At 33.7% G+C, this 22,834-nt stretch carries 19 protein-coding genes; 16 read left to right on the forward strand and 3 right to left on the reverse strand.

The features are described from left to right. Positions 1-148 precede the first annotated feature (148 nt). The 5 genes from P5P89_RS15820 (at position 149) to P5P89_RS15835 (ending at position 4,479) form a co-directional block, all read left to right on the forward strand. Positions 149-1,465: a glycoside hydrolase family 43 protein gene (locus P5P89_RS15820; protein ID WP_340696548.1), complete on the forward strand. Its 1,317-nt coding sequence runs from the start codon at positions 149-151 to the stop codon at positions 1,463-1,465. A gap of 236 nt (positions 1,466-1,701) precedes the next feature. Further along, positions 1,702-2,496, forward strand: coding sequence for a helix-turn-helix domain-containing protein (locus P5P89_RS15825; RefSeq protein ID WP_278009192.1), 795 nt, complete (start codon positions 1,702-1,704; stop codon positions 2,494-2,496). Continuing rightward, on the forward strand, positions 2,469-2,576 hold the full coding sequence (locus P5P89_RS21815; RefSeq protein WP_379679552.1) for a hypothetical protein: 108 nt from the start codon (positions 2,469-2,471) through the stop codon (positions 2,574-2,576). Before P5P89_RS15825 ends, P5P89_RS21815 begins: the two co-directional genes overlap by 28 nt. A 357-nt stretch (positions 2,577-2,933) precedes the next feature. After that, the gene (locus P5P89_RS15830) at positions 2,934-3,521 is read left to right on the forward strand and encodes a hypothetical protein (RefSeq protein WP_278009193.1); all 588 of its coding nucleotides are present in this window, start codon (positions 2,934-2,936) and stop codon (positions 3,519-3,521) included. Positions 3,522-3,681: 160 nt separating this feature from the next. Next, positions 3,682-4,479, forward strand: a complete 798-nt coding sequence (locus tag P5P89_RS15835) for a hypothetical protein (protein ID WP_278009194.1) — start codon at positions 3,682-3,684, stop codon at positions 4,477-4,479. A gap of 527 nt (positions 4,480-5,006) precedes the next feature. On the opposite strand, the gene P5P89_RS15840 is transcribed toward P5P89_RS15835, so the two are convergent. Further along, positions 5,007-5,960 (reverse strand): hypothetical protein, encoded by a 954-nt coding sequence (locus P5P89_RS15840; protein WP_278009195.1) that lies wholly within the window; start codon positions 5,958-5,960, stop codon positions 5,007-5,009. Between the two features lie 619 nt (positions 5,961-6,579). Here P5P89_RS15840 and P5P89_RS15845 point away from each other — a divergent pair. Together P5P89_RS15845 and P5P89_RS15850 are read left to right on the forward strand one after the other, a co-directional pair. Further along, positions 6,580-7,383 carry a helix-turn-helix domain-containing protein gene (locus tag P5P89_RS15845; protein ID WP_278009196.1) on the forward strand — a complete coding sequence of 268 codons (804 nt, stop codon included), beginning with the start codon at positions 6,580-6,582 and terminating at the stop codon, positions 7,381-7,383. Between the two features lie 752 nt (positions 7,384-8,135). Further along, positions 8,136-8,984: an IS110 family transposase gene (locus P5P89_RS15850; RefSeq protein ID WP_278009197.1), complete on the forward strand. Its 849-nt coding sequence runs from the start codon at positions 8,136-8,138 to the stop codon at positions 8,982-8,984. A 165-nt stretch (positions 8,985-9,149) separates the two neighbouring features. Here P5P89_RS15850 and P5P89_RS15855 read toward each other — a convergent pair whose 3' ends face one another. Then, the gene (locus P5P89_RS15855) at positions 9,150-9,989 is read right to left on the reverse strand and encodes a hypothetical protein (RefSeq protein WP_278009198.1); all 840 of its coding nucleotides are present in this window, start codon (positions 9,987-9,989) and stop codon (positions 9,150-9,152) included. Next, on the reverse strand, positions 9,986-10,618 hold the full coding sequence (locus P5P89_RS15860) for a hypothetical protein (protein ID WP_278009199.1): 633 nt from the start codon (positions 10,616-10,618) through the stop codon (positions 9,986-9,988). The genes P5P89_RS15855 and P5P89_RS15860 overlap by 4 nt, the downstream gene beginning before the upstream one ends. A gap of 175 nt (positions 10,619-10,793) precedes the next feature. Here P5P89_RS15860 and P5P89_RS15865 point away from each other — a divergent pair, with 175 nt between their 5' ends. From P5P89_RS15865 to P5P89_RS15905, 9 genes are all read left to right on the forward strand, one after another. Continuing rightward, on the forward strand, positions 10,794-11,201 hold the full coding sequence (locus P5P89_RS15865) for a helix-turn-helix domain-containing protein (RefSeq protein WP_278009200.1): 408 nt from the start codon (positions 10,794-10,796) through the stop codon (positions 11,199-11,201). An 84-nt stretch (positions 11,202-11,285) separates the two neighbouring features. Next, positions 11,286-14,084, forward strand: coding sequence for a type I restriction endonuclease subunit R (locus P5P89_RS15870; protein ID WP_278009201.1), 2,799 nt, complete (start codon positions 11,286-11,288; stop codon positions 14,082-14,084). A gap of 1 nt (position 14,085) precedes the next feature. Continuing rightward, entirely contained in the window at positions 14,086-15,657 is a 1,572-nt protein-coding gene (locus P5P89_RS15875; RefSeq protein WP_278009202.1) for a type I restriction-modification system subunit M, read from the forward strand. After that, positions 15,654-16,880 (forward strand): restriction endonuclease subunit S, encoded by a 1,227-nt coding sequence (locus P5P89_RS15880; RefSeq protein ID WP_278009203.1) that lies wholly within the window; start codon positions 15,654-15,656, stop codon positions 16,878-16,880. Before P5P89_RS15875 ends, P5P89_RS15880 begins: the two co-directional genes overlap by 4 nt. Before the next feature lie 4 nt (positions 16,881-16,884). Next, positions 16,885-18,597 carry a restriction system-associated AAA family ATPase gene (locus P5P89_RS15885; RefSeq protein ID WP_278009204.1) on the forward strand — a complete coding sequence of 571 codons (1,713 nt, stop codon included), beginning with the start codon at positions 16,885-16,887 and terminating at the stop codon, positions 18,595-18,597. 423 nt (positions 18,598-19,020) lie between these two features. Further along, positions 19,021-19,473: a hypothetical protein gene (locus P5P89_RS15890; RefSeq protein ID WP_278009205.1), complete on the forward strand. Its 453-nt coding sequence runs from the start codon at positions 19,021-19,023 to the stop codon at positions 19,471-19,473. After that, the gene (locus tag P5P89_RS15895; RefSeq protein WP_278009206.1) at positions 19,473-19,937 is read left to right on the forward strand and encodes a hypothetical protein; all 465 of its coding nucleotides are present in this window, start codon (positions 19,473-19,475) and stop codon (positions 19,935-19,937) included. The genes P5P89_RS15890 and P5P89_RS15895 overlap by 1 nt, the downstream gene beginning before the upstream one ends. Beyond that, positions 19,922-21,439, forward strand: a complete 1,518-nt coding sequence (locus P5P89_RS15900) for an AAA family ATPase (protein ID WP_278009207.1) — start codon at positions 19,922-19,924, stop codon at positions 21,437-21,439. The genes P5P89_RS15895 and P5P89_RS15900 overlap by 16 nt, the downstream gene beginning before the upstream one ends. Next, positions 21,429-22,730 (forward strand): 5-methylcytosine restriction system specificity protein McrC, encoded by a 1,302-nt coding sequence (locus P5P89_RS15905; protein WP_278009208.1) that lies wholly within the window; start codon positions 21,429-21,431, stop codon positions 22,728-22,730. The genes P5P89_RS15900 and P5P89_RS15905 overlap by 11 nt, the downstream gene beginning before the upstream one ends. Positions 22,731-22,834: the final 104 nt, after the last annotated feature.

Genomic DNA, 22,834 nt, shown 5'->3' on the forward strand with positions numbered 1-22,834 from the left:
CGTTTTATACGTCAAGGAAATTGGCTTTAAAATAGAAGTCAAGTGGGTCCACTTATTAAAACAACTTTAATAATCATTTATGATGAAATGTATTTGTAAAACGATGAAAAAATGTACTTTATTTTTTAGTACGCTATTTTTTATATCGGTGTCCTTTTTGTGCAAAGCTCAAAATCCTATTATTCAAACTAAATATACTGCGGATCCGGCTCCATTTGTCTATAAGGATACGGTTTTCTTATATGTTAGTCATGACGAGGAGAATGCCGGCCCGGGTATGGGTAAATTCCTGATGAAAGACTGGCTGCTTTACACCTCTGTAGACATGGTCAACTGGACCGATCACGGAATGGTAGCTTCATTAAAAGATTTTAGCTGGGCAAAGCAGGACAATGGCGCATGGGCTCCGCAGTGTATTGAACGCAACGGGAAGTTTTACCTCTATTGCCCTATCCATATGAACGGTATAGGGGTTCTGGTAGCGGACAGCCCGTACGGTCCATTTAAAGACCCGCTTGGAAAACCCCTGATTAAAAACAGTATGGATGATATAGATCCTTCGGTTTATATCGATGATGACAAACAGGCTTATTTATACTGGGGAAACCCTAAAGTATATCATGTTAAGCTAAACGAAGATATGATTTCTTTTAAAGGAGACATAGTGGCTGAACAAATGACCATAGCGGAATTTGGCAAACGGGACGGACATCCAAAAAGGGCAACACAATATGAAGAGGGTCCCTGGTTTTATAAAAGGAATAATCTGTATTATATGGCTTTTGCCTCTACCTGCTGTCCTGAAGGAATAGGATATTCCATGAGTAAATCGCCAACAGGTCCTTGGGAATATAAGGGAAGTATAATGGACGGGGACAGCAGATCAAGCGGGAATCATCCGGGAATTATAGATTACAAAGGAAAATCCTATCTTTTTGGTTTCAATTTCCGTTTAAATTTCATGATTACCGATAAGCATCACGAAAGGCGCTCAGTGTGTGTAGAAGAATTTCAATACAATCCTGACGGGACTATACCTAAATTGCCCTGGTGGTCTGAAACCGGCGTGAAACCAGCGGGCGTATTAAATCCTTTTATACGTACAGAGGCGGAAACGATCGCCTGGAGCCAGGGACTCAAAACCATCAAAGGTGTAAATGGCATGTATGTTACAGATATTGATAACGGTGATTATATAAAAATTCAGGCAGTGGACTTTGGGAAAGGCGCAAAGAAATTTGAGGGTAGTATTGCCAGTATGTCACCGGATGCTGCAATTGAAATCCATCTAGACAGCCCCACGGGCACCTTATTAGGCGTGTTAAAAATCAAAACTACCGGAGGCAAATGGGTAAGCCAGTCTTGTACCGTAAAAAAACACGCAGGCATACATGATCTATACTTTGTTTTTAAGAGAGCGAGCAAAGGCCTTTTTGATTACGACTGGTGGAAGTTCACCAAATAAGTTACGATGAATTTCTCGGTTTTACTTCTAGGATAAAAAACGTGGATTTATGGATAGTTGCTCTCAAAACCTGGATAAGTGCAAACTGGGAATGCAAACCTATCGCATGATTTGGGTTTAAATAACTATTTTTACCGGCTTGCATTGGATTTGTAACGATGATCGTTAGCAAAATGCGATGTTCAATCTTACAATTTAAATATCCGCATCTAAATAATGCGAAAAATACGTTAACAATGAAGACATTTAAATTTTTAAAAAATAAATATAATGTTGAGCTCCTAATAGATATAGGCACTTATAAAGACATTCCATTTTATTTTTTTGAAAGTGAACTTCATCATACGGATTTTTATGAACTTATATTTTTCTCTAAAGGAAACGGCTATTTAGAACTTGATCAGCAAAGAATTGAAATTTCAGATAATACAGTCGTTTTTGTTTCTCCATATCAAAAAAGAAGATGGTTTTTGGACAAGACTAAAGTTGAATGTTATTTCCTGTTTTTTCAGGATAGCTTTCTGTCTAATTTCTTCTCAGATAAACTCTTCTCTTTCAGGCTGCAGTTTTTCTACAACAAAACCAAACCGCTCTATCTAAAAGTTAATGATGACTTCTTTAAACAGTTAACGAATATAATTAAGGAGCTGCTTAATGAGGTCAAAACATTTAGATCAGATGGTGAACATATTATAAGAGCACTGTTGAACTTTATATTAATCAAACTCAATCGATCCTATGCAGAGCATTACCTACTGTCTTCAGAAACAGAAAATAACAGCATTGCATTTATGTTTAAAGAGATTTTACAAAATGAAGTCCGTAAAATAAGAAATATCGACTATTATGCGCAACAGTTAGGTATCAGCAGGGTAACACTAAATAAATGCATCAAAAAGCAGTTCGGGGTTACCGTTTCTGAAATGGTAAATGAATTTATTCTCTTTGAAATAAAGTCTCTGCTAACTTATACCAAGCTAAATATAAATGAATTTCATATCAATTGCAGTTCTCACAGGCAAATCATTTAAAGCGTTTCTTCAAGGCGCAAACAGGAATCTCACCAAAAGAATTCAGAAATGCTTATCAAAATGGTAGTTCTGTTATCTAACTGGTAACTATTCTGTTTTACATGTATTATATATTTGTACATGAGAATATTTTTATCAAAAGACAGCAAGCATCCTTATCGAAATCACTATTAAATATGGTCTATTCTCAGTAGGAACCATTTAAACTGTCAGACAATTAAAAATAGCATTTCAATGAAAAAGCAAATCAAATTTAGCTATATGTTCGCTTTGATATTACTCCCCTGCTTTCTATTCGGTCAACGACAACAAACAGCGGAGGAGACTTTAAGATCATTAAGATAAATTATAAAAAATAAAACCATTACTAAACCTGTATCTCTTGGTAAATCCATCTGCTAATTTTGTGTTCTAATCTATAAAAAAAAATTATACTTATGAGAAAATCAATCATGAAAAATGTTTTATTGCAGGAATCAGCAACTGCTCGAGAAAGTTTAAAAATCGTTTATACTATCCTATTGCTGGCACTGAGTGCTTTGATTTTTTCTGCCTGTTCCAATGACGAAGGGGGAGGAAATACATCTGACTATTATTTTAAGGCTACCGTTGATGGCCGTGAAATAAATTACCATTCCGCAAAATTTCAAGGCGATGGCGGTACTGATAACATATGGGAACATGTCGTAGTTGGAGCTCATGAAACTTCATATACTTTTAATGGACCATTGCCTCCTTCTCTTGATTTTGAAATATGGTATAACGGTGGGAATATCGAACCCGGCGATTATATTAGTCCCACAGATGGGCGCTTGATAGTACGCTATGCTATCCAGACTTCCGAGGGAACGAATGTATATAATACATCCTGGCATGACTTGCCATTTAAGGTAACTATAGAAGCGATCAGCAAAGAAGGCATTAAAGGAACAATGGCGGGAACACTTCAAAACCAGCAAGGAGAAACCAGGATAATCACTAATGGTTCATTCAATCTTCCTTATGATCAGCTGGTAAATCCATAAAAGTGCCATAGAGTGCAGTCAAATAATTCATAGAAACAATGCTAAAAAATCGGGATCGAATTGAAGAATTGTTGAAGTAGGATATCGCGAGATTGTTAAAGTAGAGTCACACTAATAATTTCAGTCTCACAATTTATTTACTAACATCAAACCTATAATCATGCTAAAATATAAATCGCTTATAAAACTTCTTATTGTAATTATCTTATTGGCCGGAAGTTCTGCCAGCGCCCAGCTGGATGGCCTGCTTCAAAAAGTAAAGGATAAACCTGGGGAAGTAATTGAAAAAGAGACAAATAATAAAAGGTCCACAAAAAGCCATAAAAATTCCGGACGTACTGTCATTGCTTCTGGTGATTTTCATAAAGGAGATACGCTGATTTTTGATGAAGATTTTTCGAAATATAAAGCAGGTGCCTCCGCCGGGAGTTTTAAGACAAATGGTGCTGCGATTGTGGCCATTGTAGCCGGACAGAAAGGAAAATGGATGGTTTTGCAGGATAAAGCAACCTTCAAGCTTTCAAAGGGGCTCAAGTATCCAAAGCGATTTACTGTAGAATTTGACATATTGGCATCGGGAGATAAGATTACCGATATTTCGCCTATGTCCTTTGGTTTTGCAACAGATAATAGTGCCCGTGAGTATACCAGCAATGTGGGGTCATATGTAGAACTACACTATTATGACGCCAATCAGGTCAATATCGGCAGCAGCAATCCACAAAAATTTGTCAATACCACGTATGATCTTGCTCAGGACCTTAACCAGCATTTGCATGTTGCCTTAACTATTGATGGAGACACGATGGCTGTATATCTGAATAATGCAAAGCTTGCCGATACCGTTTTATTTAGTCCTGGCGCAGCTAAAAACTTTTTTATAACCGCTCCATGGGAATATAAAAACGGCGCTAAGGTCTTGGTTTCTAATTTTAAAATCTCAGCATTCAGAAATTGAGAAAGCAGAATATTGCAATGGCACAGAGCAATACTTAATCTATAATCATTGAGTTTCGCTCTCTTATAAAAACTCTTTACAACTGCTTTAGTCCGTATAATATTATGATGAAAAGAATACTTTTAATTATCTTGGTTTCTATTCCCCTTTTTGCTACTCCATCACCGAAGAAAACTTTTACAATCTGGGGAAGGATTGTCGATAGTGGATTTAGCCCTATTGAATCATTTTCGATTAAGGTTTTCGAACTTAATCCTTTTACAAATCAAAAAAAATAATCCAAGATTTTAAAGTCCGAAATGATAATGGAGAATTTTTAATAAAAAACCTTAACTCAGAAAATTATCTTATTGAAATTACAGTTGAAAATTATACTAGGTATAGCATCGTAAAAACACTTGGAAATAAAAACGAATCAGTCGGAGAAATCGTTTTGCAAAATACTTGGTAAAAATTATAAAAAATAGATCCGTTCTATTTCTGGAATTAGTATCGCTATTACACAAAAGCCAACTGATTGTTAAATACTATTTATTTATGTACTGCTCTTCCCATAGTCGTATAACTTTAATTCGTTCTAAGGAGGCAGTAAGTAAAGTCCTGTCTTTAAAAGGCTCTGGAATATCTTTTACACTCTTCTCACCGCTTATCAGCTGTGGAATTATCACTTGCAATTCTGACCACAGGAAACTTTCTTTCATTGCAATGGACTGCAAAATTACCATCTTATCTTTGAGAAACTCTAATTCTTTGGAGAGGTTTTCTTTTCCATAGACTGCATCAAACCGGATAATAAGATTGTCGACATCAGCCACCGTAGTCTTTACGCCATCAAAATTTTTATTTAGGTAATTATTGATTAGGTTTAATTTGGAATGATCCTCTTCAATATTATTGTTTATTGAGGTTGCAATGAATTCATTTCTTCTCTGAGCTACGGTAAAGATAGAATCTAGTTTGGAATTCCAGGAACTAATCTCTTTCTGCTCTATTTTCCTGTCATAAAGAATGGTTCTCTCAGTGCGTTCTTTAAGATAATTACCAGGTTCTATATAAACTTCCCGGGTGATCCAGTTATTAAACTTATCGTAGGTATATTTTAGCGTATATTCATTTGGAGTCTGGTTTTTATAAAACACGCCTACCACATCCCCTTGCTTATTTCTGACCAATTTGTGTGCGTTTTGAAAACCATATAAGGGCAAACGCAATTCAAAATTGGTAGTAAATATCTCCGGACTTACTACCGATGATCGACTATGTATTTGTAAAAGCTTTCCCTTATTATATTCAAGTCGATATTGCAAGTCATAACTTGCCCCTAGGAAATATGATTTCACAAGCAAAAGGTTGTTATCTTTAAACTCAAAATCCCAGGTCTTGTCTCCTGTTTTTTCAGTAATATGCTTGATATTTCCTTTTAAATTCATAGTTTGTGTGTCAAACCTAACTTCCTTTTGCTGCTGAGAGTTGCAAGACATACAAACCACCAATAAGGCAAGTGAATATTTTTTTTTGACAAAGGTTGTAATAAAACTCATAGACTTGTCTGGTAAAAGATTGTAGTTAAACTGTAGCATGAAGTACTTAACTAAAATAATATTTTTTAATAAATGGTTGTTGCTTTTATCAATTAAAATTTTATTTAATATTTATTCATTTACCATTGAGTTTAAAAGAAGAGTTTAACATGATACTGTTCTAATCGTAAAGCCTCGACTCTGGATCTGGGTTTTCCACACCCTCATCGCTCACACAAGACAAACAAAGCCACAGGAAGAAAGTGGCTTTAATTTTTTATAGGATTTTTCAAAACTCTCTGCTAATTGGTGCAACTATTTGAGGATTTAATGAACATTCTCTTCTGCTTTAATTTCTTTTCTGTGTTTAAGCAAAAAAATTTCTTTTGTATTTTTATTTATAATGATTCTGCAATGATGGAGAAACAATATGAAACTCAATAAAGCACTTGATAAATTTTTTGAACTATTTTCTTATTGATGTTGTAAACGTAGACCTGCTTTATCTGCTTCCATTTTTTTACTGCTTTCAGGATAGCTTAAAATTTCTATATTTACAAAATGCCAAAAAACAGACACAATGTTTCAATATAAGGAGTACTATGCTGATAAGAGGTTCTCGGTATTCCTAAAAAAGATGTGGATACTGGACAACCTTGCCAATCCCGAACGTATAGTTGATAGGCAAGTTCTTCCGAACGGCTGCTTTAATATTGCTGTGATTGAAGGCAATGGACTCATTATAAAACATATGGGATGGGAGAAACACCTGCTGACCGGCAGCTACTTCTGCGGACAGATGACCCAAGCTATAAGCGTGGAGTTGCTCCCTTATTCCAAGGCGACGATGGTCCAATTGCATCCTTGGGCTCCTGCACATTTTTCCGCTGCTGACATGAGCAAATTTACTGATCAGATTGTTCCTCTCGAGGTGCTGGAAAGTGGACGTGATTATTTCAGCAGACTTCCAGGTCGAAGCCACAAGGAAATCTACCTGACCTTCGTATTGGCATTTGGACCGATGATGCGGGAAGACAGCACGCAGGAACTAATCTACCGTGCGGCAGCCATGCTAGTGGAAAGCAACGGCAACCTGCAGGTCTCGAAATTATCTGATTACCTGGGGTGCTCTTCAAGGCACCTGCAAAAAATATTCAAGAAACATATAGGGCTTACTCCGAAGCAGCTGTCTCTCATACTAAGGTTGCGAAATACCGTAGATAGCATTGCCTATCAGCAGCAGGACCTCCTTTCCATGACGGACCTGGCCCTGGACAGCGACTTTTTCGACCAAGCTCATTTTATAAATGCATTCCGGTCATTTGCCAAAGTGACACCGAAAAGGATAAACATCCCCAATTACTTCCTCTCGTTCAAGAAATAGCGTGCCGTTCGCATTTTTACAATTTAATAGCATTCCGATCGATTAATTTTACTTTCTGCATAAGCTGAAATCAGAGTGGGATGAAGTAAACACTACCCTTATGAACAAGCCACATAAGCAGTATTTAATCCTAAAACCTGTAGTTTTGATAAAAAACAAAAGTGACCCAAGATGGATAATTGTTAAGACCGAAAGCAACAGAGAGGCTGCCAAACTATTTTTTTACTTTGAGATAGAAATCTCCGAGTTGGAGCAATGCATAAAGATTAAATACGAAAGTTGCGAACAAGTGCCCTCAATCTGCAGGTTGCTAGTGGATGCGGACATTGACATCTTGGAAATTTATCTTACGCACTGAATCTGACATATATCATATTTTGTATATATAATTCCGAGAATTTCAAATAGTATATGAATTATATGCAATTTGCTGAAAAAAAAATTAAATAAGCAACTTGATTGATGCCTTTGCAAGACTGCCCCTACTGTAAAAACTTAAGCTGCTTTCGTTAATGCATATAATATATCACCTTAAGGCTTGCCTTTACTTTGTTTTAGATAAAAAGCAGTATCTTTTTCAAAAGGAAAGCAGAGGTGAACTTTGACGCTCGCCAAGCTTACGACTTATCTGGCGCATTAGTCCTCTGCCATTCCTTTGATCCTGTTGAATTGCTTCAAATAGAATGACAGACTTGCAGGTCTAATAAAGGCTCTAAAGAAGTTCAACTATTTTAAATCTCTAAATCAAAGTTATGAAAAAGTATTTGTTTCATGTTGGCATTGATATTTCTAAATTGAAATTGGATGTTGTAGTAATGAATGTTGAGAACTCTCTACAGGTAGAACACTTCATAGTAGAAAACTCAAAAAAAGGAATTAAGGACATATTCAAGTATTTTATTAAAAGAAAATACAGCTTAAATACTGTTTTGTTCTGTTGTGAGAATACTGGGGTTTATACTTATCCGTTAAGTATAAGTCTTTCTGAAAACAATTTAGATTATTGGGTAGTTCCCGCTATTGAGATTAAACGCTCCAAGGGAATTGTCAGAGGTAAGAACGATAAGTCTGATGCTAAAGATATTGCTTTGTACAGCCTTAGAAATATTGATAAATTAAATTTATCTGTAGTTCCTGAAAAAGAAATTCAAATCTTAAAACTACTTTATACTGAAAGAGAAAAATTGATAAAAGCACGAAGATTATTTGAAGCTTCTTCAGAGGCAGCAGCTTTTATAGATAAAGATGTTTATAAAACTATCTCATCTACAAATCTTAAAACAATAGCAGCACTTAAAAAAGCACTGAAAGAGATTGAACGAAAACTCAATGAGGTAATTATTGGAAATCAAGATTTAAAAGAAAAATTTAATTTAGTAAAAAGTGTTCCCGGCATAGGAAAGCAATCAGCTATATATCTGTTGATTGCCACAAAAGGTTTTACCTCTTTTAAATCCTGGAGAAAATTTGCCTGTTACTCTGGCGTCGCTCCTTTTGAATATAGTTCGGGTTCCAGTATTAAAGGAAGGACGAAAGTCAACCATTTTGCAGATAAAAAAGATGAAATCACTTCTACAGATGTGTGCGCTTACGGCAATTAAATACGATCCACAGCTCAAAGAATACTATAATAAAAAGAAAGAAGAAGGAAAAAACACAATGCTGGTTTTGAATAATATAAGATGCAAATTAATAAGCAGAGTGTTCTCCGTAATAAACCGAAAAACACCCTTTATAAATACTTATAAATTTGCAGGATAATTAATCTATTTATATTTGCTTTTTATCATAGAATGCTTTTTGGACGATTCTTTTTTGATTTGTTTCTTTAATTCGTCAAAACGTTCTGTGGCTAGGCGAAGCAGATTTTGTTCGCTGTTTTCAACTGCCTGATACATTTCGTCTTTATAGATTGCATCACCCTCTGAAGCTGCTTGTTTTGCTTTTTCAAAAAGAGCTGTCAGGAAATATTGGTTTCGGTTGTTTCGGACGAAGTATTTTTGAATTTCGGGAATGCATGCGGTCAGGTTGCGGATTCTTTCGTCGAGACTTAGGGTATTGCAAGTGTTTCCGGTATAGAGTTCTTCTAAACATTGGAGGTCGTATTCCAGCAGTCTGGCATAGGAGGTAAAGACACTGTTTGAGGCGCCTTCTGCCATGAGGTTTTTAATCTGCCATTTCTGAAGTTCGTGATCGTGGTAGAAATTGTTTTGATAGACATTCAATTTCCTCTTGTATTTTTTCCATTCTCCTGTACTGAAAACAGCCTCTTCTAATTCTTCATTTTGATAGATCACAGCAGCCGGACGGCAGTAAAACGCAGTGAAAGGTGCTCCTAAAGCATACTGACGATGCAGTTTTGAAGAATAGACAAAACAGACATTAATCTGATACTGGTTTTTTACTTTGGCGACCCATTTGCTCTGCCGAAGCTCCTGGACAGAGGCGTTTTTTTCGGTATGGATGATGAGTTGTGAAAACAGGGGTGAAGGTTCCCGGGTAAAAAATATCTGAACGATGGTATGCTGACGGACCAACTGACGCAGGATGTTTGCTATATATTCGTTTTGGAGTTTTGGAAATAAAAGTTTTGCTGTGGTTTTCATAATTTTGTGGTTTTAAGGTTTTGGTCTGGATCGCTGAAATAGACATACACTGATTCTGTAAACAGTCTGGTCATTGCAAACCAAACCATCAGGTCGAAGTGTTCCTGCAGTTCAGGGTCACTCTCCAGCAATATGGCGTTTTGTGTGTCAAAATTGAAGTGCTGTATTTTTTGCCGATATTTTTTATAATAGTCTACTCCTGTGACTGTGATTACTATAAGGAGCAATTCGTTTATGAACTCTGATGCCGTAATCGATTTTAAAATATACCGGAGACTGTCAAACTGATGGTGAGCCGGATTTGGGTTTTCTTTTAGGTCATAACAAAAATATACCAGTACCTGCAGGCACGAAATAATTCCTGCTGTTTTGACGTCCTGTTTGTTAGTATCAGGGATTTCCAGATTGCCTGAAAGCAGTTCTTCTAAGTCGTATTGCTGTAAAAGGTCTGGATAGTTGTAGAATATTTTATTGACAGCGGGATTTTTGAGTTTTTCGAGCAGTGCTGCAATTCCTTTTTCGAGTTTCAGTTTTTCCGGATCCTGCCAGAACAGACTCAATGCAGTTTTTGCCTGTGCATGCGTTATTAGGAGTGTTTTTTCTGTCTTACCGTTTTTATTCTTTTTCATAGTGAGTAGCTTACGATTCACCAACGAAGTTCTATTCTTTCCAAAGGATAAACTATTCCTGATTTGGATATACTATCTGACAAAGGGATATTTTACGGATATTTTTTTATCTTTGAAATTCACACTTTTTAATGCAGATGGCTTTATCTTTGAGCCTTCAGAAATTGTACTCGATATGGAACAAAAAATACATCAGGGAAGAAACGTAAAACGTTTTAGAGAAATGCTTAACATAAAGCAGGAGGCATTGGCTTATGATCTGGGAGAAGACTGGAATCAGAAGAAAATCTCTATGCTGGAGCAGAAAGATGTAATTGAAGACAGTTTGCTAAAACAAATTTCTGCTGTGTTGAAAATTCCTGTTGAGGCTTTTCAGAATTTTGATGAGGAGCAGGCAATTAATATTATTTCTAATACTTTTAATGACCAATCTAATGGTTACAATTACTATCCAACTTTCAATGTAAATCCAATAGAAAAATGGATTGAGGCTTTGGAAGAAATTAAGAGGTTAAATTTAGAGCTTTTGAAAGCCAAAGATGAACAGATTAAAGTTTTGGAGAAATTGTTAAAAGAGAAATAAGATCATATAACTTTTAAAGACTCACTTTTTACTTTTACTTGCTTTTTTGTATGTTTACAAAGTATAACATCGATAAATTGACTTTTGAAAAACGAAAGACATACTCGCCAATCAATAATTGATATTCGACTAAAAGACGCAGGTTGGAATATCAACGATACTACACAAGTAATTGAAGAATTTAACATTCAAGTTCCTTTACCTGATGGTGTTAATGAGCCTGGAAGCAAATATGAAGGGCATCAATTTAGCGACTATGTTTTACTAGGAAAAGATGGTAAGCCGTTAGCTGTTGTTGAAGCCAAAAAATCTTTAGTAGATGCAAACATCGGCAAGGAACAAGCTAAACAATATTGTATCAACATACAAAATGAACGTGGTGGTGAATTACCGTTTTGTTTTGTTACCAATGGACATGATATTTATTTTTGGGATTTAGGGAATTATCCTCCAAGAAAAGTACACGGGTTTCCAACACGAGATGATCTTGAACGTTACCAATACATTCGAAAAGCCAGAAAACCATTAGCTAGCGAATTGATTAATACTTCAATTGCCGGACGAGATTATCAAATTGCCTCTATTCGTGCGGTTATGGAAGCTATTGAGAAACGCAAAAGAAAGTTTTTGTTAGTAATGGCTACCGGAACGGGTAAAACCAGAACCTGTATTGCTTTAGTAGATGCTTTAATGCGAGCTGGTTGGGCAGAGCGCGTTTTATTTTTAGTTGATAGAATTGCGTTGAGAGATCAAAGTTTAGAGGCATTCAAAGAACACCTTCCAAACGAACCCAGATGGCCTAAGATTGGTGAAAAGTCGATCGCAAAAGATCGAAGAATTTACGTTTCGACTTATCCTACTATGTTGAATATCATAAGGGATGAAGAAAATACTTTAAGTCCGCATTTTTTTGATTTGATTGTGGTAGATGAAAGTCATCGAAGTATCTACAATACGTATCAAGAAATATTAGATTATTTCAATACAATTACATTAGGACTAACAGCTACACCTACAGACGTAATTGATCATAATACGTTTAACCTCTTTGAATGCGAAGATGGCATACCAACATTTGCGTATACTTATGAGGAAGCCGTAAATAATATCCCTCCCTATTTAAGCAACTTTCAGGTGATGAAAATTAAGACTAAGTTCTTAGAACAAGGGATAAACAAAAGAACTATTTCTTTAGAAGATCAAAAAGAGTTAATTCTTCAAGGTAAAGAAGTCGCTGAAATTAATTTTGATGGGAAAGACATTGAAAAATCAGTTACAAACAAGGGAACCAATGCATTGATAATTCGCGAATTCATGGAAGAGTGTATTAAAGATGCTGATGGTGTGTTACCTGGTAAAACGATTTTCTTCTGTTCGAGTATGAAACATGCGCGTCGTATGGAAGAATTATTCGATGCTTTTTATCCCGAATATCATGGTGAATTAGCTAAAGTATTGGTAAGTGACGATCCAAGAGTTTATGGTAAAGGAGGATTATTAGATCAATTCACACATAATAATTTACCACGTATAGCAATTAGTGTCGATATGTTGGATACAGGAATTGATGTACGAGAATTGGTTAATTTAGTTTTTGCAAAACCTGTTTTTTCCTATACCAAATTTTGGCAAATGATAGGTCGTGGTACACGTTTATTAGAACCATCAAAAATGAAACCTTGGTGTACTCAAAAAGATAATTTTCTCATTATGGATTGTTGGGATAATTTCGAATATTTCAAAATCAATCCGAAAGGAAAAGAATTAAAAAACCAAATTCCTTTACCAGTTCGTTTGTTTGGTATTCGATTGGATAAAATTGAAAAAGCCCAAGAACTACAAAATAAAACTATTGAAACAAGTGAGGTAGAAAAATTACGAAAACAAATAGCCTTATTACCTCAAAATTCGATAGTAATTCTTGATGCGCAAGCCGAATTAGAGCGATTAAAAGACGATAATTTTTGGAATCTGCTAACACACGATAAACTCGATTTTTTACGCTTAGTTATAAAACCGTTATTACGAACGGTTTCTGATGTTGATTTCAAAGCGATGCGTTTTGAAAAAGACATATTAGAAGTTTCCTTAGCGCATTTGTGCGAAGAAAAAGAAAAATTTGAAGCCTTAAAAGATAGTATCGTTGAAGAAATTAGCGAATTACCTTTAACAGTAAGTGCCGTAGCTAAAGAAGCCGAGTTGATACGTAAAGCGCAAACCAATAACTATTGGGCAACTATTAACGAAGATCGTTTCGATGAATTAATCCTAAAAATGGCTCCTTTAATGCGTTTTAGAGAGACGGTGAAACCGCTAGGAACTGCCAAATACAATTTTAAAGATGAAGTATATACCAAAGAATTTGTTGAATTTGGTCCACAACACGAGGCTTTGAGTGTAGCAAAATACCGTGAGTTAGTAGAAGAAACGGTGAATCAGTTAGTACAGGACAATCCTATTTTACAGAAGTTGAAACAAGGACATGAAATTACACTTGAAGAAACGGAAAGTTTGGCCCAAGTCCTGCACGATGAACATCCTCATATTACAGTAGATTTGTTACGCCGGGTGTATGCGCACCGAAAAGCACAATTGGTGCAATTTATTAAACACATTTTAGGTATCCAGTCTTTAGAATCTTTTCCTGAAACAGTTTCAAAGGCATTTACTGAATTTATAAAAGAACACTCTTATCTGACAGCTAGACAGTTGCAGTTTTTAGATTTACTTAAAAAATATATCATAGAAAAAGGAGAACTTAGCAAACGAAATTTGATTGAATCACCCTTTACCATGTTACATCCTGAAGGTATCCGTGGTGTGTTCAAACCCAATGAAATAGAAGAAATTATTACTCTTACAAATAAATTATTAGCTGCATAGCATGTTACAGACAAACCCAATATTAAAATCCCTAATTGACCGTCTTTGGAATAACTTCTGGAGTGGTGGTATTAGCAACCCTTTAACAGCCATTGAACAAATTACCTATTTGATTTTTATGAAACAAATGGATGATTTAGAAGCCAAACGCGAACGTGATGCTGAGTTTACAGATGAAGCTTATACTTCAAAATTTGAAGGTCAATTCCAAATTCCTGGGAGTAACACATATGTTAACAAACAAGATTTGCGTTGGAGAACCTTTAAACGCATGCCTGCGGATGAAATGCTATTGCATGTACAAACTAAAGTATTCCCTTTTTTAAAGGTATTTGAAGGAGGTTCTAAGTTTACCAAAGCGATGGCTAATGCCGTTTTTATTATGCCTAAACCTTCTCTATTGGTGGAAGCTATTAAAATCATTGAAGAAATCTTTATTGAAATTGAAAGAGATGCCGTGGAAGGCGGTCATGCGTTTCAAGATATTCAAGGTGATGTTTATGAGATGTTATTAGGCGAAATTGCCAGTGCTGGTAAAAACGGCCAATTTAGAACGCCTCGCCACATCATTAAATTAATGAATGATTTGGTACAACCGCAATTAGGACAACGAATTGTTGACCCTGCTTGTGGTACGGCTGGTTTCTTGTTGGGAGCCTACCAATACATTTTAACCGACTTAGTTAAAAAGGAAAATACGGAAGCTTTACAACCTGATGAAGATGGTTTTATGCGTGCCACGGTTTCGGCTACGTTAAATGAAAACTTGAAACATATTGTTGAAGATTCGTTGTATGGTTATGATATCGATACAACTATGGTTCGATTAGGACTAATGAACCTGATGATGCACGGTATCGACCAACCCAATATTGACTATAAAGATACCCTTAGTAAATCGTATAACGAAGATTCACAGTACGATTTAGTATTGGCTAACCCACCTTTTACGGGTAATATTGACAAAGGGGACATTAATGAGAGTTTAAAACTGAATACCACCAAAACGGAATTGCTCTTTATAGAACGTATTTACACCATGCTCAAAATGGGTGGAACAGCGGCTATTGTAATCCCTCAAGGAGTTCTATTTGGTAGTGGAAAAGCTTTTGTGGAATGCCGTAAAATTATGGTTGAAAAAAGTGAATTAAAAGCGGTGATTTCAATGCCAAGTGGCGTTTTTAAACCGTATGCTGGAGTGAGTACAGCTATTTTAATTTTTACCAAAGGTAGCGAAACCAATAACGTCTGGTTTTACGATATGCAAAATGATGGATATACATTAGATGATAAGCGTAATAAAATTGAACGTAGTGATTTACAAGATATCGTAAAGCAGTTTCAAAATAGAATAGCAATACCTAGTAGTGATAAGGAACGTGAAGCAACATACTTTACCATTGACAAACAAGAAATTGTATTAAACAATTATGATTTAAGTTATAGCAAATATAGGAAAGAGGTATATGAAGAAGTTGAATACGAAAAGCCAAAAGTAATATTTGAAAAATTAGAAAATTTAGAAGAAAATATCATTAAAGGGATTAGTGAATTAAAAGAAATAATTAAATGAGGACTGTAACTTTTAATGATATTATTGGAAAAGATGGAGTCTTTATTGATGGGGATTGGGTTGAAAGTAAAGATCAAGATCCAAATGGAGATGTAAGATTACTACAGTTAGCTGATATTGGAGACGGACATTTTATAAATAAATCAAATAGATTTCTTACGATAGACAGTGCAAAAAAATTAAAATGTACTTTTTTAGAACCAGGTGATATTTTAGTTGCAAGAATGCCAGATCCAATTGGGAGAGCTTGTATATTTCCAGAATTAGATATGCCTTGCGTAACGGTTGTAGACGTATGTATTATTCGCCCTGATAGAAAAATAGTATCCAATATATGGCTTAAGTTTCTAATTAATAGTTTTGATTTTAGAAAATCAATAAGTCAATTTGTCACAGGAACAACCCGACAAAGAATTTCAAGAGGTAATCTTGCGAAATTATCATTCACTTTACCTTCATTTCAAGACCAAATCCGTATTGCAGAAGTTTTAACTCAGGCCGAAAACTTAATCAAACAACGCAAAGAAAGTATAGACCTTTTAGATGATTTTTTAAGAAGTACTTTTTTGGAGATGTTTGGAGATCCTTTTATTAATCTCAAGAAACATAAGGTTGTTGCGTTAGAAGAGATTGCAGCTAAAGAAAAATATTCAATCGTAGATGGTCCATTTGGATCAAGTTTGAAAGAGGGGGATTATTTTGAAACTGGTATTCCTATTATTAGAATTAATAATATTCGTGATGAGGGTTTTTATAATGATCAATTTAAATATATAAATGAAAAGAAGTATGAGGAGTTGAAAAGAAGTAAAATTCAATATAATGACATACTAATAGCAAGGGTTGGTAATACTATTGGAAAATCTTGTTTATTTAATCAGAATTTTAAAGCACTATTGTCAACTACAGGTGTTGCTAAATTAACAGTTAATAATGAACTTGTAAATGTTAAATATATTATAGCTCATCTTCGATTACCGCAATACAGAAAATATATTTGGAATCAAACAGAAGGTGGTGGACAGCCTTATTTGAATTTAAAAAAGATTAAAAATTTTAAAATTTTATTACCACCTATTGAACTTCAAAATCAATTTGCCACAATCGTCGAAAAAGCAGAAAGTTTAAAAAAGGAATACGAAGCTAGCTTGCATGAGTTAGAAAATATGTATGGAGTATTGAGTCAAAAGGCATTTAAAGGAGAGCTAAATATTAAGAAATAAATTCATGAAGTTATTACGGTTAAAGTTAAATGATTCATTTAGAAGTTTGCCTGAAGGTTTTGAATTGATCTTTAGGGAAGATGACGAAAGATTATATCGAAATTTAAACGAACCTATTTGTTTGGTTGGAATTAATGGCTCAGGAAAATCAAATGTTCTAGAAGCACTGGGTGAAATCTTCAGTTATTTAGACCAAACGTTCTTAAAATTCGTAAAGCAACATTCTGATATAACATTAATAAATAGTTTTGAGTTAGAATATTTATTACCATTAAGTTGGGATATGGAATTCATAACTGCAGATAGTGAAATTACACTAGATACTGAATTTGTTCATATTAAAATTATAAAACATAAAGACTACTTACCAAGTTTTTATTGGGTTTTTAAAAGCGAAGAACACCCAATTGCTTTAGGAATGAAATCTATTTTACCTAAAAGAATAATTGGTTATTCATCGGGACAAAATGAGTTATTAAGTATTCCATTCACAAGAATTAAATTTAGATATTACAATACTTTAATTCAAGAATACAAATCGACATACAGAGATAATGTTGAATATAGTAGATTAAGGTATATTGATTATGAAGAAAATTCGAGTATTCTTCTAGCTAATTTTTTGATGGCAAAAGGAAATGAAGCAGATATTTTAAAAGAAACTATATTGATTGAAGATATAGACAGTTTTGACTTAATTATCAATAGAAATACACATAAAAGAGGAACATTACCTATTGATGTTGATATTAATAAACTTCTTGAGTTTTTTGAAAGTAAGTCTACAAATAAATTAGTGATAGCCTCTGATATTACGAAACATACTTTCGAAAATATTGAAAATTTGAAGAAAGAATTACAAAATAATTTTGTTGATGCGGCTGGATTATATACACTTTTAAAACGCATTGGGTATTTAAATTTAAATTTTGTTGATAAGGGTAAAATAGATGATTTGCTAGTTTCTGATATTGAAATCTATAACAATTATGATATAGCAGATTTCAATCCTACTAAAAAGCTTTTCCAAATTTCTGAAGTTAGGGTAAGGAAAAATAATGTAGATTATCCAATTAACTACAAAAACTTATCAGATGGGGAACACCAGTTCATTCATGTAATAGGAACTTTATTGATGTTTAAAGATGAAACATCTTTGTTTTTGTTTGACGAACCTGAAACACATTTTAATCCTCAATGGAAATATGACTATACAGAAACTTTTAAAAAAGTAACAAATAGTCATAAATCACAAATACTAATGACGACTCATGATCCTGTTTTGCTATCAGGACTTTCAAAAGAAAATGTCGTTATATTCAACAAACCAAATCAAAACGTAGAAAGAACATATAAACCTGATAAAGATTTAAAAGGTATGGGGGTTGATGCCATTTTAACAAGTGAAATTTTTGGTTTAAATTCTACACTCGATAGTGAGACTTTGAATGATATGATTGAAAGACGAAAGTTATTAGTTAAACAAGAGAAAAGTAATCTGAATGAAGAAGAAAACGAGGAATTAACTAAATTAAGCCAAAGCTTAAAAGATATTGATTTTAATAAACCATTTGCTGACCCCTTATATAAAGATTTTATTATGGCATTGGAAGATTTAGATGTTTACAAACAAGCAGATATAAGTCAAGCAGAAATCAAAGAAAGGGAAGAAATTGCTAAGTTAATAATGAAAAAGTTAAATGAAAATGGGTTATAATAATGAGATATATTAATACAACTGGTTACAATCCTAAAGCTTTAAAAATAGAGTTGCAAAAGAAAAATGTCGAAATTATTTCATTATCAACTATTCAAGAAAAAAAGATTTTCTTGATTTAGCAGCCAATCAAATTTGGACAAAACATAAAGCAGCATTTGAAAAACTAAGTTCTAATAAATGTTGGTTTAGTGAAGCTTATGCTACTGTTTCAGATTTTCAAATTGAACATTTTAGACCTAAAAAAAAGTTCAACTAATTAGAAATAAAGATAGTTATACAGAAGCAAGAACGGTTGCCAATAATGAGGGATATTGGTGGCTTTCTTATGAACTTGATAATTTCAGATTAGCTGGTGGTAAACCCAATCAATTCAAAGGGTCTTATTTTCCACTTCAATCAGGAAGTAGGATTGGAACTCCATTGAATGGTTCTTGGAAATTAGAAGAGCCAATTTTTATAGATCCTTGTAAAAAAGAAGATGTTGAATTAATTACTTACGATGGAGTTGAACCAAAAGAAGCTAATCCAGATATAGATTCAATTGAGCATGTAAGGGCCAGAATTTCAATAAATCTATTTGGATTAAAAATTAATAAATTAAAAAACGCAAGATCAAAAGTATTTGAAATTACTAAAAATTTTTACAATTCAGCAGAACTAAATTGGAATGCAATGAATGATAATATAGGTGTCAATGAAAATGTTTATAATTTAGCTAAACAAAATTTTGATAACAATTGTAGTTATCTTGTCTATATGCTTAAACCAAATAAAGAATTCACTAGAATGGTATTAGCTTTTTTAATTGCTGCAAATCAACCTTGGGTTAATATATATGTGATTGATATTGCAAAAGAATTAAAGTTTATATAATGAAAAGAAGATACTGGGTTATTTCTCCAAATGTATTAAATGATGGTAATACAACACATTGGCTTGAAAGATCAAAATCAGAAAACAAGGTTTTTGTTGGATATGATAAAGACGCGATTCATGGCGAAAAATTTAAAAACAAGTTGAGTAATGGTGATTGTGTGATTATTGCTCAAGGAGCAAAGGATAATAGAAATCTTTTTTTAGCGGGTTTAATTACTTCACAAAGAGATTATGATGAGGAAGGCGAAGTTTATTTTAGAAATGTTGATTACTACATGGACAAAAATGATTTTAAAGACAACAATATTCGACTTAACTCAAATAATGCTTATAAAGAATCAAATAATCCAGGAACAATTTATGAATTGAAATATGAAAACTCGTTCGACAAATCGGTGATGGACAAAATTAATTCATTGATTAAATTGAAGAAAGAAAAAAAGCAATGCAAGACAAAATAGCCTTATTAAAATATAAGAAGCAAATCATCCTTCAAGGTCCTCCCGGTACTGGAAAAACTCGACTAGCCAAATTAATGGCAGAGGAAATGACTAAAACCACAGCAACCTTCAGTGGGCTTGATAAAATTGATGATTTTTTTAAATCTACAGATACTAAAAACTCCATTTTCTTAGAGAAAAGAAAATCGCAATATGAATTACTTGAGAATTTTCAAAAGAGATATCCTAAAGAGCAATTAATCAATATTTCCAAAGAAAATTATGCTCTAGGAACAGGTAAAAATGATAGTTTTTGTTGGTGGATTGAAAGAGGATTAAAGCCATTAGGATATTATTCGCCTGGTAGCGCCAGATCCTATATGCTTTTTTGGAAAAAAGAAATTGGCGAATATAGCAAGCATGGTTTTGTTAAATCGGCACTAGATTTTGACGATGCTATGAAAAAAATAGCAATTGAATTAGATAAAGCTGTCAATCAAGGCAATCATACAGATATCTTAAAATATTTTGGGGATGGATTTGTCTTAAAAGTATTAAACAGCTATTATCCAAATGATTTCTTTCCAATAAATAGTGTAAAATGCATTGAAAATGCTTTAAAAATATTTGGAGTTGATTATTCAGGTTTAAATCCACTTGAAAAAAACTTGAAGCTTCAGGAAATTTATCTTCAAAAGCGTAACCAGTTTAATACTGATATAACAAACTTTGAGTTCATGCATTTTCTGTTTGTGGAATTCAACTTAAAAGAACCTTTAGTACTGGATGTTCAAAGTTTAATTAAAAAAGGGAAATTCAAAATTATTCAATTCCATCCTTCCTTTAGTTATGAAGATTTTGTCAGAGGTATTACTGCTAAAACGAATTCAGACGATAAAGTATTTTACAAAGTGGAGGATCGCATCTTGATGGAATTTGCGCAGGAAGCTTTAGATAATCCTAAAAACAACTACATACTAATTCTGGATGAAATAAATAGAGCAAATCTCTCTTCGGTTTTGGGTGAATTAATTTATGCCTTAGAATACCGTTATTATTTTGATAAAGACAATCAACAACAAGCTTCTGTGGAAAGTCTTTATGATATTTCAAATGGTGATGAAGAGCCAAACAGAACTTTAATGCTGCCTGAAAATCTTTATATTATCGGCACAATGAATACGGCCGATCGTTCGGTAGGACATATTGATTATGCCATTCGAAGACGTTTTGCTTTTGTGAATGTTTTACCGGATGATTCAGTTATTGCAAATACCAACGCTAAAGCTCTTTTTACCGACATCAATAATTTATTTAACAATAACAACACCCTAGCTGCTGATTTCAAAGCCGATCAGGTGAGATTGGGCCACAGTTATTTCATTGTGAACGACGAGGCCGAATTAGCACTGAAAGCCAAATATGAAATCATTCCAATCTTAGAAGAATACCTGAAAGATGGAATTCTCTTGGAAGCAGCAGAAACTAAAATCTCTGAATTAAAAAAACGATTTGGTAACTAATCTGTTAACATATTGGGAGCATTACAATAATGCTTTAGATGACAAACATCAAGACCTTTTTGACAAAAAGAAACCGTATGGTTCTAATTTTAAAAAACAAAGAGGTGAGGTGTCTTGTTTCTCTATTATTAAAAAAGAGGGTGTTTTTCACTTGAACACTTCTTATTGTATTGGTATCGATTGGATAGATGAAATCAATGCTATCTATATCGAACCCAAGTTAAATGCAAATAACAAGAACGAGCCTGAAGAAATAGTAGAAATAAACTATTTACAAATGCTGTTTTCAGCCTTGCCCTATATAGATTCACAAAAAGAGTTGGATGATCTATTTAAAATCAAGTGGGACAAACCACTCATTGAGATCCATCAAACCAAAGATCTACTTACTCCTCTTTTAGTAATCCAATACTTAAACTTCTTAAAAACTATAGTGCGCAAGGGATTAAAAAAATCGTATTACAAAGTCGAGCAAAATCTCAACAGCAAAGTAAAAGGGAAAGTCCTAGTAGGTCAAACAATCAAGCAAAACAGTCTAAAAAACAAACAGCTTTACACCTATTGTAGCTATGAAGAATTTGGTATAAATAATTTAGAAAACAGACTCCTTAAAAAAGCTTTGATTTTCATCAAACGCTATTTACCCACATTTAAAAACATAAGCTCACAGTCATTTACTGCAGATCTGTTTAACTTTATAACTCCTGCTTTTGAAAATGTATCCGAAGAGATAAACCTTAATGACATAAAATACAACAAACCGAATACATTTTACAAAGAATACACCGAAGCAACACGATTAGCAAAATTGATCCTGAAAAGATTTGGATATAATATAGCCAATGTTGAAAAAGAGAATATTTCAACTCCTCCCTTTTGGATTGATATGAGTAAATTATTCGAATACTACATATTAGGATTACTAAAAAAGCAGTATCCAAAAAAAGGAGAAGTACTATTCCAGTTCAAGTGTCATAAAGCACACGAAATAGATTACTTACTAAATACGGTCGATTTAAAATTAGTAATCGACGCCAAGTACAAACCACAATACAAAACCATAAACGGTATTGATAAAGAAGATTTTAGACAAATCAGCGGCTATGCGCGACTAAAAAAAGTGTATGACAAATTGAAAGTAAACTACGATCAAAACATCAATTGTTTGATTATTTATCCGGATTTAGAAATTCAAAATAATGATTTAAGTAATCCAACAGCCGAAAAGTATAAAATAGATAAATATGTTGGCTTTTATAAATTAGGGGTTAATCTGCCTATAGTTAAATAAAAGAAGTCTTTACATAGAGAAAATAGGTAGGGAGTGGAATAGAAAAAAAATATTAGAATAAAATGATACTGTCCTAAAATTTTAAAGGCTAGGTTAGAATTCCC

Origin of the sequence: Flavobacterium gyeonganense (assembly GCF_029625295.1) — a bacterium.
In the GTDB taxonomy this organism is placed as follows: Bacteria; Bacteroidota; Bacteroidia; order Flavobacteriales; family Flavobacteriaceae; genus Flavobacterium; species Flavobacterium gyeonganense.

Excerpts from the sequence above, each read along its gene's own strand:
- P5P89_RS15825 (WP_278009192.1), top strand. The coding sequence starts at position 1,702 with ATGAAGACATTTAAATTTTTAAAAAATAAATATAATGTTGAGCTCCTA.
- P5P89_RS15830 (WP_278009193.1), top strand. The coding sequence starts at position 2,934 with ATGAGAAAATCAATCATGAAAAATGTTTTATTGCAGGAATCAGCAACT.
- P5P89_RS15835 (WP_278009194.1), top strand. The coding sequence starts at position 3,682 with ATGCTAAAATATAAATCGCTTATAAAACTTCTTATTGTAATTATCTTA.
- P5P89_RS15840 (WP_278009195.1), bottom strand. The coding sequence starts at position 5,960 with ATGTCTTGCAACTCTCAGCAGCAAAAGGAAGTTAGGTTTGACACACAA.
- P5P89_RS15845 (WP_278009196.1), top strand. The coding sequence starts at position 6,580 with ATGTTTCAATATAAGGAGTACTATGCTGATAAGAGGTTCTCGGTATTC.
- P5P89_RS15850 (WP_278009197.1), top strand. The coding sequence starts at position 8,136 with ATGAAAAAGTATTTGTTTCATGTTGGCATTGATATTTCTAAATTGAAA.
- P5P89_RS15855 (WP_278009198.1), bottom strand. The coding sequence starts at position 9,989 with ATGAAAACCACAGCAAAACTTTTATTTCCAAAACTCCAAAACGAATAT.
- P5P89_RS15860 (WP_278009199.1), bottom strand. The coding sequence starts at position 10,618 with ATGAAAAAGAATAAAAACGGTAAGACAGAAAAAACACTCCTAATAACG.
- P5P89_RS15865 (WP_278009200.1), top strand. The coding sequence starts at position 10,794 with ATGGAACAAAAAATACATCAGGGAAGAAACGTAAAACGTTTTAGAGAA.
- P5P89_RS15875 (WP_278009202.1), top strand. The coding sequence starts at position 14,086 with ATGTTACAGACAAACCCAATATTAAAATCCCTAATTGACCGTCTTTGG.
- P5P89_RS15880 (WP_278009203.1), top strand. The coding sequence starts at position 15,654 with ATGAGGACTGTAACTTTTAATGATATTATTGGAAAAGATGGAGTCTTT.
- P5P89_RS15885 (WP_278009204.1), top strand. The coding sequence starts at position 16,885 with ATGAAGTTATTACGGTTAAAGTTAAATGATTCATTTAGAAGTTTGCCT.
- P5P89_RS15895 (WP_278009206.1), top strand. The coding sequence starts at position 19,473 with ATGAAAAGAAGATACTGGGTTATTTCTCCAAATGTATTAAATGATGGT.
- P5P89_RS15900 (WP_278009207.1), top strand. The coding sequence starts at position 19,922 with ATGCAAGACAAAATAGCCTTATTAAAATATAAGAAGCAAATCATCCTT.